A 15,688-nucleotide genomic window follows, 5' to 3' on the forward strand; every position below is an offset into this window, starting at 1 on the left:
GCCCGCTCACCGCGGCTCCCCCGCCCAGTGCAGCAGGTCCTGCAGGCCGGCGAGGCTGGTGCCGGGCGGGGCCTGCACCCCGCTGCCGACCTCCAGGCGGGGGAAGACGTTCACCCCGCGCAGCCGGGTCCCCGCGCGGACCCGCACGCCGTCCCCGAGGGCGCAGAACTCCGCCAGGCGGACCGGACGCAGCAGGGTGGAGTCGATCTCGACCATGGTGCCGAGGAAGGAGTCCGAGATCCGCGCGCCGGGGCCGATGATGCCGTGGTCGCCGCAGGCCACCCCGCGCAGCAGGCTGCCCTCGCCGATGTCCACGCCGTCGCCGACGTCGGAGCCGATCAGGGTGACCCCCGGGCCGATCTCCACGTCCCGCCCGATCCGCACGTCGGGGCCGATCCGCACGGTGCCGTCAGCGATCTTCTCCGCCAGGGTGCGGCCGCTGGTCCGGTCCTTGGAGTGCAGACTGCTCGGGTGGATCCGGGCCCGCGCGAGGGCACTGGGCGGCGGCTCGATCCGGCTGCTGAGCTGCGGGTACTCGTCGCGCAGCACCTCGCGCAGGGTGGTCAGGTAGTCGCGCGGGCTGCCCAGGTCACCGAACTTGGCGATCGGGTGAGAGGCCACCCGGTGGCCGTGGGCGACCAGGTGGGGCAGCAGGTCGCCGCCCCAGTCCAGGCCGCGCCCGGCCAACGCGACCAGCTCCGGCTCGCGCCCGGCCAGCCGCAGTCGCTCGCAGTCCACCAGGTACATCCCGGCGTTGGTCTCCGCCACCGGGCCGGCCAGGGTCTCGACGGTGCGCCGGTCGGGCTTCTCCAGGAACCGCTCCACCAGGCCGTCCGGCCCGCGCCGCAGCACCCCGTACTTGCCCGCGGCCTCGGCCGCCGGGCGCAGCACGCTCGCCACCGTCACCACGGCGTCGGCGGCCCGGTGGGCGCGGACCATGGCGGCCAGGTCGAAGTCGAAGACCGAGTCGGACGGGAAGACCAGCGCCAGGCCGCCGAGGTCCCAGTGCTCCAGGCAGCGCAGCGTCGCCTGCCCGGAACCGGTGTTGCCGCGGTCGAACCGGGTCCGGGAGTAGCGGACGGAGACGCCGAGGCGCTCGCCGTGCTCCAGGATGGCCTTGGTCTGGGCGCGGTTCTCGGCGCCGTTGGCCACCACGTAGAAGTCCTCGATCCCCTGCCCCTGCAGCAGCTCCACCGCCCACTCGATCAGGCTCCGGCCGGCCAGTGACAGGGCGGCCTTGCTGCGCAGGTGGTCCGGTGTGTTCAGCAGGGTCAGCGGGCGGGCCCGCACTCCCCGGCCGCCGACCAGGGCGATCGCGGACAGCCGTTCCATCGTTTCCCTCACCTCCGTCCGCCCCGGCTCAGCAGGGCGGGAATGATCGAGCGGAATTCCCCCGTCAGCCGGTGGTCCGGGTGGGACTCGGCGAACAACCGGGCGCCGGCGACCATCGCCAGCTCGGGGGTGTAGCGCAGGACGGCGGCGGCCGGGGAGCCGTAGGCCGCCTCGGCGCGTTGCCGGGCCAGCTCGCCGGGCACCCCGGGCGGGACCAGGTTCACCACCAGGGCCCGGCGCGGACCGCCGAGTTGCTGGGTGAACTCGATGGTCTCGCCGGCGCCGGTCAGGTCGAGCCGGCAGGATCTGGTCACCACCAGGACGGTCTGCGCGCCGGCCACCGCGGTGACGGTCTCGTTGGTGATCCCCGCGTGGGTGTCCAGCAGCAGGACGTCGAGCCCCAGCGCCGTGACCAGGCGGTCGAACCCCTCGTGCAGCAGGCCGACGTCGTAGCCCTCGGCGATGATCTCGTGGATGCCGGAGGCCTCCGCCCGGGCCGGCACCAGGAAGAGCTCGCCGGCGGCGGGGACCTCGAGTGCCGCGTCCTCCACCTCGCAGCGGCCGACCAGGTAGTCGGCCAGGGTGCGGCCGGGCCTCGGCTCGCCCAGGCCGAAGAGGTGGTGGGCGGCCGGGGACTGCAGGTCGGTGTCGACCAGGGCCACCCGCAGGCCCTGGTCCGCCATCAGCCTGGCCAGGTTCGCCGCGATGGTGGACCGTCCGGTGCCGCCGCGGTGCGAGTGCAGTGCGATGATCTGTGCTGCCATTGGTCCGCTCTCCGTCGAATCCCCCGCCGCGGTCAGCCGACCTTCCGGTGGACGGCCATCATGGTGATGTCGTCGTGCTGCTCGGCCGCGCCGCTGTGCTCGCGCAGCGCCGCCTCCATCCGCTCCAGCAGCGCGCGCCCGGAGGGGGCCGGCTCGCGCAGCAGGTCGAGCACCCGCTCGTCGCCGAAGAACCGGCCCTGCTCGTCGCGGGCCTCGGGCACGCCGTCGGTGAAGACGAACAGCGTGTCCCCGGGGCGGACCCGCGCGTAGCCGAGCGAGAACGCACAGTCCGGGATGACGCCGACGGCCGGTCCGGTGGGCTCCAGGGGGCGGGGCTCGCCACCTTCCCCGGGGACCAGCAGCGGCGGGTTGTGCCCGCCGTTGATGTACACCAGGTTGCCGGTGGCCGGGTCCAGGACGCTGAAGAACATGGTGGCGAAGTAGCCCTGACCGCTGTGGTTGCGGGTGAGGTAGCCGTTGGTGCCGACCACCGCGTTCATCAGCGGGGTGGCGCCGACCACCGGGATCAGGCCGGCGTTGTCGGCCGAGCCGAGCGCGGTGGTCATCAGGCTCTGCAGGCCGCTGTGCTCGGCGGTGTGCCGCAGCAGGCTGCGGATCAGCGCCATGAAGAGCGCGGCGCCCACGCCCTTGTCGCAGACGTCCGCCACCACCAGCGCCAGCCGGCGCCGGTTGACCAGCTCGAAGGCGTCGTAGAAGTCGCCGGCCACCTTGCGCGCCGGGCGGAAGCGGACGTCGAGGTCCCAGCCGTCCGGCGTCGGCAGGTCCTCCGGCAGGAAGCCCTCCTGGATCTGCCGGCCGATCTTCAGCTCCCGCTCGTAGCTGATGAGTTCGGCGTGCGCCTCGATCTCCTCCATGGTCTGGCCCAGCCTGGCCCGCTCGGAGCAACTGCGCAGCCGGGCCCGGACCAGCGGCGGCAGGAAGGGCGGGACGAGGTAGTCGTGCCCCAGCCGGACGTGCTGCTCGATGGCGTCGTACTCGTGCTCGGCGTAGACCACCACGATGGGTTGCGGGCCGGCCCCGCCGAGGCGCCGGCCCACCTCCCGTACCGTCCGCGGCGCCATGGCCGCCGGCGCGAGCAGCACCTCGGCCGCGGCCGGCGGCTGCCCGCCCAGGGCCTGCTCGGCGGTGCGGACCTCGACGGCGACGTCCTCGGCGGCCAGCGCGGCCAGCAGGTCGCGGGGCGGACACCGTTCCGGGTGCAGGAGCAACGCGGTGACGCTGGTCATCTGGACCTCATTCGGTGGGGGTGCCCGGCCGGTCGAGCCGGATCACGAGGGTGCTGGTGTTGTGGCCTTCGGCGTAGTCGTGGCTGAAGCCGTCGAGCGCGGTCAGCGCCAGGTGGATCCCCAGTCCGCCGATCGGCCGTTCGGAGAGCGGGAGTTCGGTGCGCGGCGGCAGGCACCCGGCACTCGGGTCGAAGCGGGGCGCGTCGTCCTCCAGCCGCACCCAGGCGCTCCGCCCGTCGGTACCGGCGCTGAGCCGCAGCTCGCCGGCCCGGCCCCGGTAGCCGTGCACGACCACGTTGGTGGCCAGCTCGTCGGTGGCCAGCCGCAGCCGGTAGCCGGCCTCCGCGGACAGACCGGCCCGCTCGGCGTGCTCCAGGACGTAGCGCGCGATCCGCTCCAGCGAAGCCGGTTCGGCAGGCAGGCGCAACGGGTTCATCTGTGCGGCCCGCCCGGTGTCATTCCTCGGTGAGGGTCAGGCCGCGGTCGAACCCGGCCTGCCGGATGGTCCGCGCGACCGGGGCGCAGGCGCCGGCCACCGTGATGGTGACCTGGTCGCCCATCTTCTGGCGGGCGAAGACCAGCGAGCGCAGCCCGGCGCTGGCCAGGTAGGTCAGCGCGTGGGCCCGGATCAGCACGGTGCTGACGCCGGCCGCGGCGGCCTGCTCGATGGTGTCGTGGAAGGCGGGTGCACTGGCCGCGTCCAACTCGCCGACCAGCTCGATGGTCGCGGTGTCGCGGGAGGTGCTGACCGACACGGACAGGGGCATGGCGGGTCCTCCGGTGGCTACGAGCGGTGGGTGATCAGGACCACCGTCGAGCGGGGTCCGATCCGGTATCGGTCCTGGTCCGCCAACCGGGGCTCCTCGCCCGGCAGGTGGATGTCGTGCGGGGCCGTGGCGGCGGTGTCCAGGGCCAGGTGCCAGGACGCACCCGGGCCCGCCGGGGGCAGTTCCAGTTCGTGCGGCTCCCAGTGGGAGTTCGCCGCGAGGTAGAGCTGCTCGCCGTCACCCGCGCGAGTCATCGCCAGCAGCCGGCTCTGGTCCGACCAGTCCGGTGCCCCGGCGCGCACCCCGTGCCAGCCGACCTCGGCGCCCGGGTGCTCGGTGCCGCGCAGCACCGGACGGGCCCGCCGGACGGCGATCAACGACCGCACGAACCGGTGCAGTTCGGCGTTGCGGTCGAGCAGCTCCCAGTCCAGCCAGGTCAGTTCGTTGTCCTGACAGTAGGCGTTGTTGTTGCCGCGCTGGGTGCGGCCCAGCTCGTCGCCGGCCAGCAGCATCGGCACGCCCTGGCTGGTGAGCAGCAGCGCCATGGCGTTCTTCGTCTGGCGCAGCCGCAGCCGCAGCACCTCGGGGTCCTCGGTCGGGCCCTCGACGCCGCAGTTCCAGCTGTGGTTGTCGTTGCCGCCGTCCGCGCCGCCCTCGCCGTTGGCCTCGTTGTGCTTCTCGTCGTACGAGACCAGGTCGTGCAGGGTGAAGCCGTCGTGGGCGGTGACGAAGTTGACCGAGGCGGTGGCGCCGCGCCCGGTGTAGAGGTCGGGCGAGCCGACCAGCCGGGTGGCCAGTTCCCCGACCGTGCCCGGGTCGCCCTTGAGGAAGCGGCGCACGGCGTCCCGGTACTTGCCGTTCCACTCCGCGAACCGCCCGTACGAGGGGAAGCTGCCCACCTCGTACAGGCCGGCGGCGTCCCAGGCCTCGGCGATCAGCTTGCAGTGCCGCAGCACCGGGTCGTGCGCGAGCTGCTCCAGCAACGGCGGGTTGGCCAGCGGGGTGCCGTCGGGGGCCCGGTCCAGGATGGCCGCCAGGTCGAAGCGGAAGCCGTCGACGTGGTACTGCGAGACCCAGTGGCGCAGGCAGTCGAGCACGAAGTCGCGCACCACCGGGTGGTTGCAGTTGACGGTGTTGCCGGTGCCGCTGAAGTTGTAGTAGTCCCCGTCCGGGGTGAGCATGTAGTAGGTCGCGTTGTCCAGCCCGCGGAACGAGATGGTCGGGCCCTGCTCGTTGCCCTCCGCGGTGTGGTTGAAGACCACGTCGAGGACCACCTCGATGCCGGCCGCGTGCAGCTCCTTGACCATGGCCTTGAACTCGTCGGCCTGCATGCCGAACCGACCGGTGGCCGCGTAGCCCGCCTTGGGGGCGAAGAAGCCGACCGTGTTGTAGCCCCAGTAGTCGAGCAGCGGCTCGTCCGTGGCCGGATCGCGGCGCGGGTTGTCGTGCTCGTCGAACTCGAAGACGGGCATCAGCTCCACGCAGTTCACGCCGAGGTCGACCAGGTAGGGGATCTTCTCGCGCAGGCCCGCGAAGCTGCCGGGGGCGGCCACCTGGGCCGAGGGGTGGCGGGTGAAACCGCGCACGTGCAGCTCGTAGACCACCAGGTCCTCGGTGGGGATCCGCGGCGGCGCGTCGTCCCCCCAGTCGAAGTCGTCCGCGACCAGCCGGGAGCGGTGGGGGCCGGGTCGGTCGCGGTCCGGTGCGGCGCCCCAGACGTCCCGGCCCGAGATCATCCGCGCGTACGGGTCGGTGAGCACCCGGCTCGCATCGAAGCGGTCGCCCCGGGCCGGGTCGAACGGACCGTCCGCCCGGAAGCCGTACTCCAGGTTCTCGACGTCCAGGCCGAAGACGGTCATCGCGTACACGCTGCCGATCCGGAACCCGGCGGGGAACTCCAGCTCGGCCAGCGGCTCCGGAGCGCCGGGCTCGAACAGCACCAGCCACATCCGGCTCGCCCGGTCGGAGTAGACCGAGAAGTTGATCCCGCCGGGCACCGGGGTGGCCCCGAAGGGCAGCGGGGAGCCGGCCCGCACCCCGTAGCCGGCGATCTGCCGGGTCGGGTAGGTGTCGATCCGCTCGCCGCTCATCCGCCGGCCGACCCCAGAACGGACGCCGCGCTCTCGCGGACGTCGAAGAACTCCAGGAATCCGGTGGCGGACATCACGAACCGCACCTCGTCGCAGAGCCCGACCAGGACGGTCTCGGTCTGCCGGCGCAGCGCCTGGCGGTGCACCAGGAGCAGCGTGCGCAGGCCGGCGCTGGAGATGTAGGGCACCTTGGCCAGGTCGATCACGGTGGTGCCGGTGCCGCCGATCAGCGGCAGGATCCGCTGCTGGAGTTCGGCGGAGGAGACGCTGGTGATCTCCCCCTCCAGTTCCACCACGGTGACCCCGCCGTGGTCGCGGGAGCGGACCTCGACGGTCATGGCCTGGGCTCCTGACGGGGCGTCGGGGCCAGCCGGACCCGGACCTTCACCCGCGGCCCGTGCTGCGCCAGGCGGACGGTGAGCTGCTCGGCGTCGTAGTCGTGGTGCGGCACGCCGTCCACCTCCACCTCGGCGATCCGCACCGACCCGGCCGGCAGCAGGTCCGGTGCCACCCGCAGCACGCCGCCGGCCAGGCCGGCCGGGTCGGGCTTGAACCAGAAGTCCATCGGGGCTCCGTTGATCAGCAGGTTGGTGTAGACCGCGGCGAGGTAGCAGAGCTCCGCGGAGTGGTACATGCTCATCGAGTGGCTGCCCTTGAGCCGCTCGGTGCCGAGCAGGTAGGGCAGGCCTGCCGCCAGCACGTTGAAGTAGACGGCGCCCTCGTCGTGGTCCAGGAAGAAGGCGCTGTAGAAGGACTCGGCCTGCCGCGCCTCGCGCAGGAACTCCGCCCGCCCGGTGGTGCCGTGCAGGATCAGGTAGGCCAGGATCGCCTGCTCCTGCTGCCACCAGGCCTTGCGGTCGTGCCAGGCGAAGCGGTGGAACCGCTGTCCGTCGGCGAGCACCCGCTCGACCACGTCGTACCAGCCGCCGCGCTGCCGGTCGCTGCCGACCGCGGGCATCAGCTCGCCGATCCCCGCCGCCGTCTCCAGGTACTCCGGCTTGGGCCGCACCGAGTGCATCCGCATCAGGTTCCAGGCGATCTTGAGGTTGTGGCCGACCACCGCGCGGTCCTGCTGCCAGCCGTGGGTGGTGTCGGGCGTCCAGTCGCGGTGGAAGCGCTCCTGGACGAAGGGGCTGCTGTTCCGGTCCGGGCCGTGCCGGTCGGCAGGGAAGTGGGCCACGATCGTGTCGAAGGTGTCCTCCAGCATCCGGGCGTACCGCTCCTCGCCGGTGGCGAGGTACAGGTTGACCAGGTACGCCGGCGCGTGGTCGCCGACCGAGTTCCAGTTCTTCCGGCTCCGGTTGGGCCCCAGCGACTCGTGGTCGGCCCGGAACAGGATCGGGTCGACGTGCGAGAAGTAGCCGCCGTGCTCGGGGTCGTGGAAGAACTTCTCGAACAGCCGCAGGGTGGCGTCGGCGTCGGCACGGATCCGCGGGTCGGCCGTGATCCGGTAGGTCTGCACCGGGCCGGCCAGCGCGTAGATCTGCTCGTACATCGGGATGGCGTCGTAGTCGTCGGAGAACTCGGAGGTGAAGAGCTTCCGTTCGGTGTCCCCATCCACGCTCAGCCCGTGGTACCAGTAGACGACGTCCTCCTCCTGGTCCACCACCCGCAGGTGGTCGCGCAGGTACTCGGTGCCGCGCTCGGCCACCTCCAGGTACGCGTCCTCGCCGGTCAGCAGGAAGGCCGAGGCCATGCCGTAGACCAGCCGGGAGATGGTGTCGGTCTCCTGGACGTGGCTGGCGGTCTTCTCACCGCCCAGGCGCAGTTGGGTGCGGTAGCGGGTGTAGTCGACCGGCCCGTCGCCGAACTGGGCGCGCCGGTAGAAGGCGGCGATGCTCTCCAACTGGCGGATCCACCAGTCGGGTTCCTCGAACCGGAAGAGTTCGGGACGGCGTCCCAGGAACACCAGCTTCGTGGCCTCCAGCCGCAGCGCGCCGTCCTCCGGGTAGCCGAGGACGTGGGCGAAGAGGAACCGTCCCGGTTCCAGCATGGCCGCCAGGTGGCCGCCGGCGTCGGTGTACGGCTCGTCCAGGTTGCGCAGCAGTTCCGCGGGCGTCCCGTCGGCCACGGTGAGCACCAGCTCGCGGCCGTCGGCGGTGGCCAGCAGGAGTTCCCGCTGCTCGTGGTGGTAGGCGGTGACGTACCCCGCGATGGTGTCGGAGAAGGTGAGGGTCACCGGGTCAGACATGGGTCGAGTCCCTTTCCTGGTCCTGCGGGCCCTGGTCCTGGAAGCCCTGGCTGACCTCGACGACGGTGCCGTCGGGGTCCCGCAGCCAGACCGTCCGCCAGCTGGGCAGCAGGTCGTCGAAGTCCAGCGGGCCGAGGGTGATCTCGGCCGCGTCGCCGAGCGCGGCGAGGAAGTCGGCCACGCTCTCGGTCCGGAAGGCGAGGTGCCGCACGGTGCCGGGCCGGCCCGGGCCGTCCGCGCGGCCCACCTCGCCCGGCTCGCCCGGCTCGCCACCGGCCGGAAAGAGTTCGAGGTAGGCGTCACCGTTGCGCAGGAAGACGATCTCGCCCTCGCCGACCGGTACCGTGCGCGCCCGGCGGAAGCCGAACCAGCGGGTGTAGAACTCCTCGGTCCGCCGCTGGTCGCGGCAGTTGAGGCCGACGTGGTGCCAGCGGGTCACCGTGCCTCCCGCGAGCCGCGCCGTTCGACCACGCACTCGATCAGCGCTCGGGCGAAGAGGTGGTGGTGCTCGCCGGTGCGCGCGGTGAGCAGGTCCCCGTCCAGCACGACGTCCTGGTCCACGTACTCGGCGCCCATGTTGCGCACGTCGCCGACCAGGTTGTTGTGGCAGACGAGCTTCCGGCCGCGCACCGCCTGCGGGATCGGGGCGGCCAGCCACATCCCGTGGCAGATGACGCCCTTCAGGACGCCCGGTTCGGCGAAGGCCCAGCGCAGCAGCCGCACGGCGGGTGCCAGCCGGTTGACGTCCTCGGTGTAGCGCAGCCGGTCCGCCACCATGCCGGAGGGCACGATGATCGCCGCGTAGTCGCGCGGGTCGATCCCTTCGAGGCTGCGGGTGACGCTGAACGGCGCACGGTACTCGTGGCCGGTGAAGGTCAGTTCCCGCTCGCCCCAGAGCCGGGTGAGGAACTCGACCCGCGCGCCCTCCTCGGCGAACCGGTGGCGGTAGTAGGAGATCTCGGGTTCGTAGTAGTCGCTCTCCATCAGCACCGCGATCCGGGTACCGGAGAGCGGGCCGTCGATCGTCACGGCCTCAGGCACGGGTCACTTCCTTGATCAGATCGGCTGCCCGTTCGGCGATCATCGCGACCGCGCTCTGGCAGTTGCCGGACGGCAGGGCGGGCATCACGCTGGCATCGGCCACCCGCAGTCCGCCCACGCCGTGGACGCGCAGCCGCGGGTCGACCACCGAGCGGTCGTCGATGCCCATCCGGCAGGAGCCGGCGTGGTGGTGGTAGCTGTCAGCGGTGCGCCGGACGAAGGCCCGTAGGTCCGCGTCGGCGGTCACCGCCGGGCCGGGCGCGAGCTCCTGCTTGTGCCAGGGCGAGAACGCGGCGGTCGCGATGATCTCCCTGGCCAGCTCGACGCCCTGCACCAGGCGGTCCAGGTCGCAGCGCTCGCCCAGGTAGTTGGGGTCGATCAGCGGCGGCGCCAGCGGATCGGCGCTCGCCAGCCGCACCCGGCCGCGCGAGGCGGGCCGGACCACACCGGGCAGCACGCTCACCGTGTCGGGGTACCGGGCGCCGATCACGGCGTCGAACGGCACGTGGACGAAGGCGAGTTGCAGGTCGGGCGCGGGGAGACCGGGGGTGGAGGCGAGGAACAGCGCGCTCTCCGAGAGGTTCTGCCGGGCGGGCGGCACCGGGGTGCGCGACTGCGACATCACCCCGGTGAGCACGTGGTTGTGGAGGTTCTCCCCCACACCCGGCAGGTCCGCCCGCACCTCGATGCCGAGTCCGCGCAGCCGTGCCGCGTCGCCGATGCCGGAGAGCAGCAACAGCTTGGGCGTGTCGATCGCACCGGCGGCGAGGACCACCTCGCGGGCGGCGAGCACCCGGTGCCGGCCCGGCCCGGTCGCGGGCGGGCCGGCCGACGGGCGAGCGGCGTCCGCGCCTGCCCGCTCCTCGCGCTGCAGGTACTCCAGCCCGACGCAGCGGCCCTCGCGCACCAGCAGCCGCAGGACCCGGGCGTTGCAGCGCAGGGTGAGGCCCGGGCGGCCGAGCACCGGTTCCAGGTACCCGGCGAGAACGCCGCTGCGACGGCCGTCGGAGATGTGCAGCCGGTGCCAGCCGACCCCGCACCCCGCACCGGTGTCGAAGTCCGCCAGCCGCGGGTGGCCCAGTTCCACGCAGGCCTCGACGAAGGCCCGGGAGGCCGGGTTGGGCTCGTTCTGCCCGGCGTCCACGGTGGGCAGCTGCCGCTCCAGGCGCTCGAAGTACGGCCGGACGTCCTGGTGGGCCCAGCCGGCCGCGCCCTGCCGGGCCCAGTCGTCGTAGTCCGCCGGGTGTCCGCGAACGTGCATCATCGCGGACAGGGTGCCGCTGCCGCCGATCCCTCGGCCGCGCGGCTCCCGGGTGGCCCGGCCGCCGAGGCCCACCTGGGGCACGCTGCGGTACTTCCAGTCCAGCCGGCCGCCCTGCAGCCGCAGCCAGGCCGTCGGGTCGGTGGCCTCGGCCGGCAGCCGCCCGGTGCCCGCCTCCAGCAGCAGCACGCGGGCGTCGCCCGCCTCGGTGAGCCGGTTCGCCAGCACGCAGCCCGCCGTGCCGGCACCGACGATCACGTAGTCGTACTCCTCGTGGGCGTCCCCGCCGCGGCCCGCCGGGCCGCTCATCGGCCGTCCCCGCCATGGGCCCGGGAGAGCACCTGGAACGGCTGGGTGTCGTGGAAGTTGGCCATGTACGTGATCCGGCCGTCGAGGATGCGGAAGTAGTTCATCACGTCGGCCTCGATGGGCCGCCCGGCGGAACTGCGCGCGGAGATGTGGGAGACCACCGCCGCCTCCTCGCCGTCGACCAGGAAGTGCAGCGGCAGGTTCTCGAACGCCGCGTACAGCTCCCCCAGCCCGGCCACCACGGCGCGCAGCCTGGCCCGTCCCTCGATCCGGCCGGCCAGTTGCTCGTCCATCACCATGTCCTCGGCGAAGAGCTCGCACCACCGGGCCCAGTCGCCCTCGTTGGCGTAGACGTAGTAGTTGGCCAGTACCTCACGGGCGTTCATCGCTTCCCCACTCCTCACAGGGCGGCGGAGCCGGGCATGGGCTCCAGCGCGTGGCAGACGTAGGTCCTGATCCGCGGTGCACCGTCGTCCGGTCCGCGTGCCACCAGCCAGCTCTGGTGGGCCCGGAAGCCCAACCACTCGCTGCGGGCGGCGGGCGGTTGCCAGCGGCGGGCCTGCCAGTCGACCCGGACCTCGACCAGCGTCCCGGTGCCCGCGGCCGTGCAGCGCACGCCGACCAGGCTGTGCCGCTCGTCGAAGAACCGGCGGCAGACCGCCTCGTACCACCGCGCGAATCCCTGGTGCCCCCGGAACGTCCCTTCCGGGAAGCGCAGTTCGAGGCCGTCGTCGACCAGCAGGCGGGTCACCTCGGTCAGCTCGGCGTGCCGGTCGAGCGCGGCGTACCACTGCTCGGCCAGCGCCCGCACGGCCCGCTCGTCGATCGGCTCGCCGGCTGCTGCCCGGGGGGCGGCCCCGGACGCGGCGCCGGAGACGGACCCGTCCGCGGCCCCGGCAGGCCTCTTCGGCACGGCGCTCACACCTGGAGGTCGACGAGGAACGGGCCGGTCGCCGCGAGCATCCGCGCCACCGCGTCCGCCGCGTCCTGCGGCTTCTCCACCCGGAGGCCGTCCGCGCCCAGGGCCCTGGCCAACTCGGCGAAGCGGAGCTCGGGCCGGGACAGGTCGAAGGAGGACGGGTAGTCGTGCCGCGGGATGGCGCGCTCGCTCCAGTACTGCTCGATGTTGTCGTCGAGCAGCCGGTAGCGGCGGTTGTTGCAGACCACGAGCTTGGCCGCGACGCCGTACCGGGCGGCGCTCCACAGTGCCTGGTAGGTGTACATCGCCCCGCCGTCCCCGGTGAAGCCGACCACCGTGCGGTCCGGGTGGGCCAGCTTGGCGCCCACCGCGCCGGGGATGCCGACGCCGAGCGAGCCGCCGCGGGTGAGGAAGTAGTCGCCGGGGCGGTCGGGGGGCAGGTGCTTCACCACGGTGGGCGAGCAGGTGAGCGCCTCGTCGAAGACGATCAGGTCGCCGCCGGTCCGCTCGGCGAGCTCCCGCACGAAGCTCTCCAGCGTCCCCTCGCCCGGCTGCTCGATCCCCGTCCGCGCCCGGGCCGCGGACAGGCGCTCCGCCGCCCGCCGCCGCTGATCCGGCGTCAGCCGGCGCTCCAGCTCGCCGCCCAGCGCCGCGAGCGCCGGCTTCGGGTCCGCCACGACGCCCAGGTCGACCGGGTGGTTCTTGGCGATCTCGTGGGCGTCGAGGTCGAGGTGGACGATCCGCGCGCCGGGCCGGAACGGGTTGCCGAGGTGCGGGAACACCTCGGGGAAGACGTACGTGCCCACGATCAGCACCGCGTCCGCGCCCGCCACCACGGCGGCACTGCGCTCGCCGAACATGTGCCCCAACTGCCCCTTGGCCAACGGGTGCGAGGCGGGCACGTTGACCTCGGAGGAGTCCACGCACCAGACGTCCGCGCCCAGCACTTCGGCCACCCGGACCAGTTCCGGCTGGGCCCCGGCGACCGAGACCCCGTCGCCCACCAGGATCAGCGGCCGTTCGGCGCCGGCCAGCAGGCCGGCGGCCCGGGCCACCGTCCCGGCGGCCGGGGCACTGGTCGTGACCGGCACGGACGTCGCCAGCACCGCCTCGTCGTTGGGCGCGTCCAGCACGTCCATCGGCAGCGCCACGAAGACCGGACCGCGCGGCGGGGTCAGCGCGATCTTCACCGCTCGGCGCACCGTGCGCAGCAGCGAGCGCGGATCGGCCACCCGGGTGGCGTACTTGGTCACCGGGCGCGCCATCGCCACCAGGTCGGCCGCCATCTGGGCGTCCATCGCGTCGTAGCGCACGCCCGCGTCGCCGGCGATCGCCACCAGCGGGGTGTGGCCGCGCAGCGACTGGTAGAGCATGCCGATCGCGTTGCCGAGACCGACGCCGGCATGCAGTTGCAGCAGCGCCGGTCCGCCCGTCGCCCGGGCGTACCCGTCGGCCATGCCCGCCGCCACCGTCTCCTGGAGGGCCAGCACGTACCTGAATCCCGGGGTCCGGTCCGCCACGTCGAGGAATCCCTGTTCCACGGTTCCGGGATTTCCGAACATGACGTCGAGGCCGTCGGCCATGAACTGCTCGATGAGCTTTTCTTTCCCTGGTCGGGTCGCCACCGAATTCTCCTGGGACTAGGGGGTTGGAATGACCTACCAGCCGTACCTGGTGAGGCCCTCCTCCAGCACCTCGATCAGCTTCCGGCCGGTGAGGAAGGAATCCGGCGTGGAACGGCCGGTGACGAACGGGAAATCGACGACGACCGAGACCGGCCGGCCGAAGTTCCCGTGGTAGGCGCCGTCCGGGGCGGTCGCGTCGCGCAGGACGTATTCCAGCGGGTACGGCGGCGGGCCCATCACGAAGTCGGTGCCCAGGAAGCCGGTGCCGTCCTTGTAGTCGTACTCCTTGCAGTGGCCGGTGACGTGCTTGCCGCGGATGATGCTGCGCCGGTCGTCCCAGTCCCGGGCGAAGGCCAGGCAGGCGACCCCGTAGCACTCGGCGGCCACCGGCTTGCCGGCCCGGACGAACGCCAGGATCAGCTCGTGCAGCCGTTCGTTGTTGGCCAGGTCGACGATCGGCCCGCTGCCGCCGACGATCAGCAGGGCGTCGTACTCGCGCAGGTCGGCGTCGATCCGTTCGAGCGCGCGGTGGTAGTCCTCCAGCCTCCGCAGGTGGTCGGGCGCGCTGGCGTAGGGACGCTCGGGCAGCCAGCCGGCGAGGCTGCGCGGGTCGTCGAGCCGGCTGCTGCTGTCGAGGGCACGGCCCAGGGCGGCCACCTCCGCGGTGGTCACCGAGCGGCCGAGCGGCGGGTCGACGTACTGCTCGTCCAGGCTCGGCGGCAGCGCCCGGGCCCGCTTGCCGGTGGGGGTCGCGAAGGTGACCCGGTACCCCCGCTCGTCGAACCCGCTCAGTGGGCCGACCAGTTCCTCCGCCCAGTACCCGTACTCGGACAGCACCACGAGAATGTGTCGCATTTCGTCCTCCGATTCCTTCGGTCGGGGTTCCGGGAATTGACACTGGACCAGCGGCGAACGCCTGTCAAAGGGTCCCGGAGCCGGTTTGTGAGGTTGCCCGGAGTTGGTGAGGTCGGGCGGTTCCGGCGTCAAGGACGCGCAGGTGGCGGGGAAGCCACGGACAAGTTTGTGAGGTCGGCGTTCGGGGTGCCCGGGCGCTGGTTAGTGTTCGGTCGCCGGATCGGTCGACGGAAGGCGGAATGGATGACCAGCCCACGGCACGAGAAGGAATTCCTGGCAGCCGTGCACCAGGGCGACGTGGCCACCGTCGAGCGCCTGCTGGCCCGGGGCGCGGACGCCGGCACCCGGGAGCGGCACAGCGGCCTGACGGCCCTGATGATCGCGGCCGGGCGGGGCGACGCCCCGCTGGTGCGGCGGCTGCTGCGAGCCGGCGCCGACCCCTACACCGCCGACTCGCGCGGCGGCGGCACGGCGCTGCACAAGGCCGTGCAGGGCGGCGACCCCGAGACCGTCCGCGCCCTGCTCCGGGCCGGCGCCTTCGTGGACGCCGTGGCGGCCACCACCGGGCACACGCCGCTGATGGACGCGCTCTGGTACAAGTGGCCCGAGGTGACCGCGGTCCTGCTGGAGCACGACGCCGGCCTCAACCTCTCGACGCACTACGGCTTCTCGATGCGCCGGCACTTCGAGTACGAGCTGAACGTCAACACCCGCGGCAAGGAACAGCTGCTCGCCGCCGAACGCCTGCTCACCGCCCGGACCGCGGCGGACGCCGAAGCGGCAGGGGAACAGCGGCTGATGGCCTCGGTGGTCGCCGGCGACCTCACCGCGGTGCGCGAACTGCTCGCCGCGGGCGCGGCGGTGGACGCCCGGTACCCGATGGTCAACGGCTTCGACGACGGGCACACCCCGCTGCTGGTGGCCTGCCGGGACGGGCGCCTGGAGATCGCCCGCGCGTTGCTGGCGGCCGGCGCCGACGTCAACGCCACCGAGCCCACCTTCGGTGCGGTGCCGCTGCACAAGGCCGTGTACAACGGCCACGCCGGGATCACCGCGCTGCTCGTCCGTGCCCCGGGCGTCGACCTGGACTTCCAGGGCATCACCAACGGCTACACCCCGCTGCACGACGCCCTCTGGCACGGCTACGAGCAGTGCGCCCGGATCCTGGTCGAGGCCGGCGCCCGGCTCGACCTGATCGGCCACGACGGCAAGCGCCCCGCCGACGTCGCCCGCGCGAGCCTGGGCGCCGAGCACCCCCTGGTGAGCGTTCTCAACACCGACCTGTGA

16 protein-coding genes are annotated in these 15,688 nt (G+C 72.9%); 1 reads left to right on the plus strand and 15 read right to left on the minus strand.

What is annotated here, in order from left to right; translation table 11 throughout:
- Positions 1 to 6: 6 nt before the first annotated feature.
- The 15 genes from ACQRUO_RS02175 to ACQRUO_RS02245 are packed head-to-tail and all read right to left on the minus strand — an operon-like array spanning position 7 to position 14,401.
- Positions 7 to 1,332 (minus strand): sugar phosphate nucleotidyltransferase, encoded by a 1,326-nt coding sequence (locus ACQRUO_RS02175; protein WP_428313931.1) that lies wholly within the window; start codon positions 1,330 to 1,332, stop codon positions 7 to 9.
- An 8-nt stretch (positions 1,333 to 1,340) separates the two neighbouring features.
- Positions 1,341 to 2,096 (minus strand): MinD/ParA family ATP-binding protein, encoded by a 756-nt coding sequence (locus ACQRUO_RS02180; RefSeq protein ID WP_428313932.1) that lies wholly within the window; start codon positions 2,094 to 2,096, stop codon positions 1,341 to 1,343.
- A gap of 32 nt (positions 2,097 to 2,128) precedes the next feature.
- Positions 2,129 to 3,343 carry a PP2C family protein-serine/threonine phosphatase gene (locus ACQRUO_RS02185; protein ID WP_428313933.1) on the minus strand — a complete coding sequence of 405 codons (1,215 nt, stop codon included), beginning with the start codon at positions 3,341 to 3,343 and terminating at the stop codon, positions 2,129 to 2,131.
- 7 nt (positions 3,344 to 3,350) lie between these two features.
- A complete protein-coding gene (locus ACQRUO_RS02190; RefSeq protein WP_428313934.1) occupies positions 3,351 to 3,779 on the minus strand; it encodes an ATP-binding protein in 429 nt (142 codons plus the stop codon).
- A 19-nt stretch (positions 3,780 to 3,798) separates the two neighbouring features.
- The gene (locus ACQRUO_RS02195) at positions 3,799 to 4,110 is read right to left on the minus strand and encodes an STAS domain-containing protein (protein WP_428313935.1); all 312 of its coding nucleotides are present in this window, start codon (positions 4,108 to 4,110) and stop codon (positions 3,799 to 3,801) included.
- Between the two features lie 17 nt (positions 4,111 to 4,127).
- A complete protein-coding gene (glgX, locus tag ACQRUO_RS02200) occupies positions 4,128 to 6,200 on the minus strand; it encodes a glycogen debranching protein GlgX (protein WP_428313936.1) in 2,073 nt (690 codons plus the stop codon).
- Positions 6,197 to 6,538 carry an STAS domain-containing protein gene (locus tag ACQRUO_RS02205; protein WP_428313937.1) on the minus strand — a complete coding sequence of 114 codons (342 nt, stop codon included), beginning with the start codon at positions 6,536 to 6,538 and terminating at the stop codon, positions 6,197 to 6,199. Before ACQRUO_RS02205 ends, glgX begins: the two co-directional genes overlap by 4 nt.
- The gene (locus ACQRUO_RS02210; protein WP_428313938.1) at positions 6,535 to 8,391 is read right to left on the minus strand and encodes an AGE family epimerase/isomerase; all 1,857 of its coding nucleotides are present in this window, start codon (positions 8,389 to 8,391) and stop codon (positions 6,535 to 6,537) included. The genes ACQRUO_RS02205 and ACQRUO_RS02210 overlap by 4 nt, the downstream gene beginning before the upstream one ends.
- Entirely contained in the window at positions 8,384 to 8,830 is a 447-nt protein-coding gene (locus tag ACQRUO_RS02215) for a VOC family protein (protein WP_428313939.1), read from the minus strand. Before ACQRUO_RS02215 ends, ACQRUO_RS02210 begins: the two co-directional genes overlap by 8 nt.
- Positions 8,827 to 9,432 (minus strand): DJ-1/PfpI family protein, encoded by a 606-nt coding sequence (locus ACQRUO_RS02220; RefSeq protein ID WP_428313940.1) that lies wholly within the window; start codon positions 9,430 to 9,432, stop codon positions 8,827 to 8,829. The genes ACQRUO_RS02215 and ACQRUO_RS02220 overlap by 4 nt, the downstream gene beginning before the upstream one ends.
- Positions 9,425 to 11,002 (minus strand): GMC family oxidoreductase, encoded by a 1,578-nt coding sequence (locus tag ACQRUO_RS02225; protein WP_428313941.1) that lies wholly within the window; start codon positions 11,000 to 11,002, stop codon positions 9,425 to 9,427. The genes ACQRUO_RS02220 and ACQRUO_RS02225 overlap by 8 nt, the downstream gene beginning before the upstream one ends.
- Positions 10,999 to 11,388, minus strand: a complete 390-nt coding sequence (locus ACQRUO_RS02230) for a nuclear transport factor 2 family protein (RefSeq protein WP_428313942.1) — start codon at positions 11,386 to 11,388, stop codon at positions 10,999 to 11,001. Before ACQRUO_RS02230 ends, ACQRUO_RS02225 begins: the two co-directional genes overlap by 4 nt.
- Positions 11,389 to 11,402: 14 nt before the next feature.
- Positions 11,403 to 11,915 carry a nuclear transport factor 2 family protein gene (locus ACQRUO_RS02235; protein WP_428313943.1) on the minus strand — a complete coding sequence of 171 codons (513 nt, stop codon included), beginning with the start codon at positions 11,913 to 11,915 and terminating at the stop codon, positions 11,403 to 11,405.
- A 5-nt stretch (positions 11,916 to 11,920) separates the two neighbouring features.
- Entirely contained in the window at positions 11,921 to 13,546 is a 1,626-nt protein-coding gene (locus tag ACQRUO_RS02240) for a thiamine pyrophosphate-binding protein (RefSeq protein WP_428313944.1), read from the minus strand.
- 33 nt (positions 13,547 to 13,579) lie between these two features.
- A complete protein-coding gene (locus tag ACQRUO_RS02245; RefSeq protein ID WP_428313945.1) occupies positions 13,580 to 14,401 on the minus strand; it encodes a type 1 glutamine amidotransferase domain-containing protein in 822 nt (273 codons plus the stop codon).
- 243 nt (positions 14,402 to 14,644) lie between these two features.
- Here ACQRUO_RS02245 and ACQRUO_RS02250 point away from each other — a divergent pair, with 243 nt between their 5' ends.
- Positions 14,645 to 15,688, plus strand: a complete 1,044-nt coding sequence (locus ACQRUO_RS02250; RefSeq protein WP_428313946.1) for an ankyrin repeat domain-containing protein — start codon at positions 14,645 to 14,647, stop codon at positions 15,686 to 15,688.

The sequence above is a fragment of the Kitasatospora sp. LaBMicrA B282 genome (assembly GCF_050325825.1).
In the GTDB taxonomy this organism is placed as follows: Bacteria; Actinomycetota; Actinomycetes; order Streptomycetales; family Streptomycetaceae; genus Kitasatospora.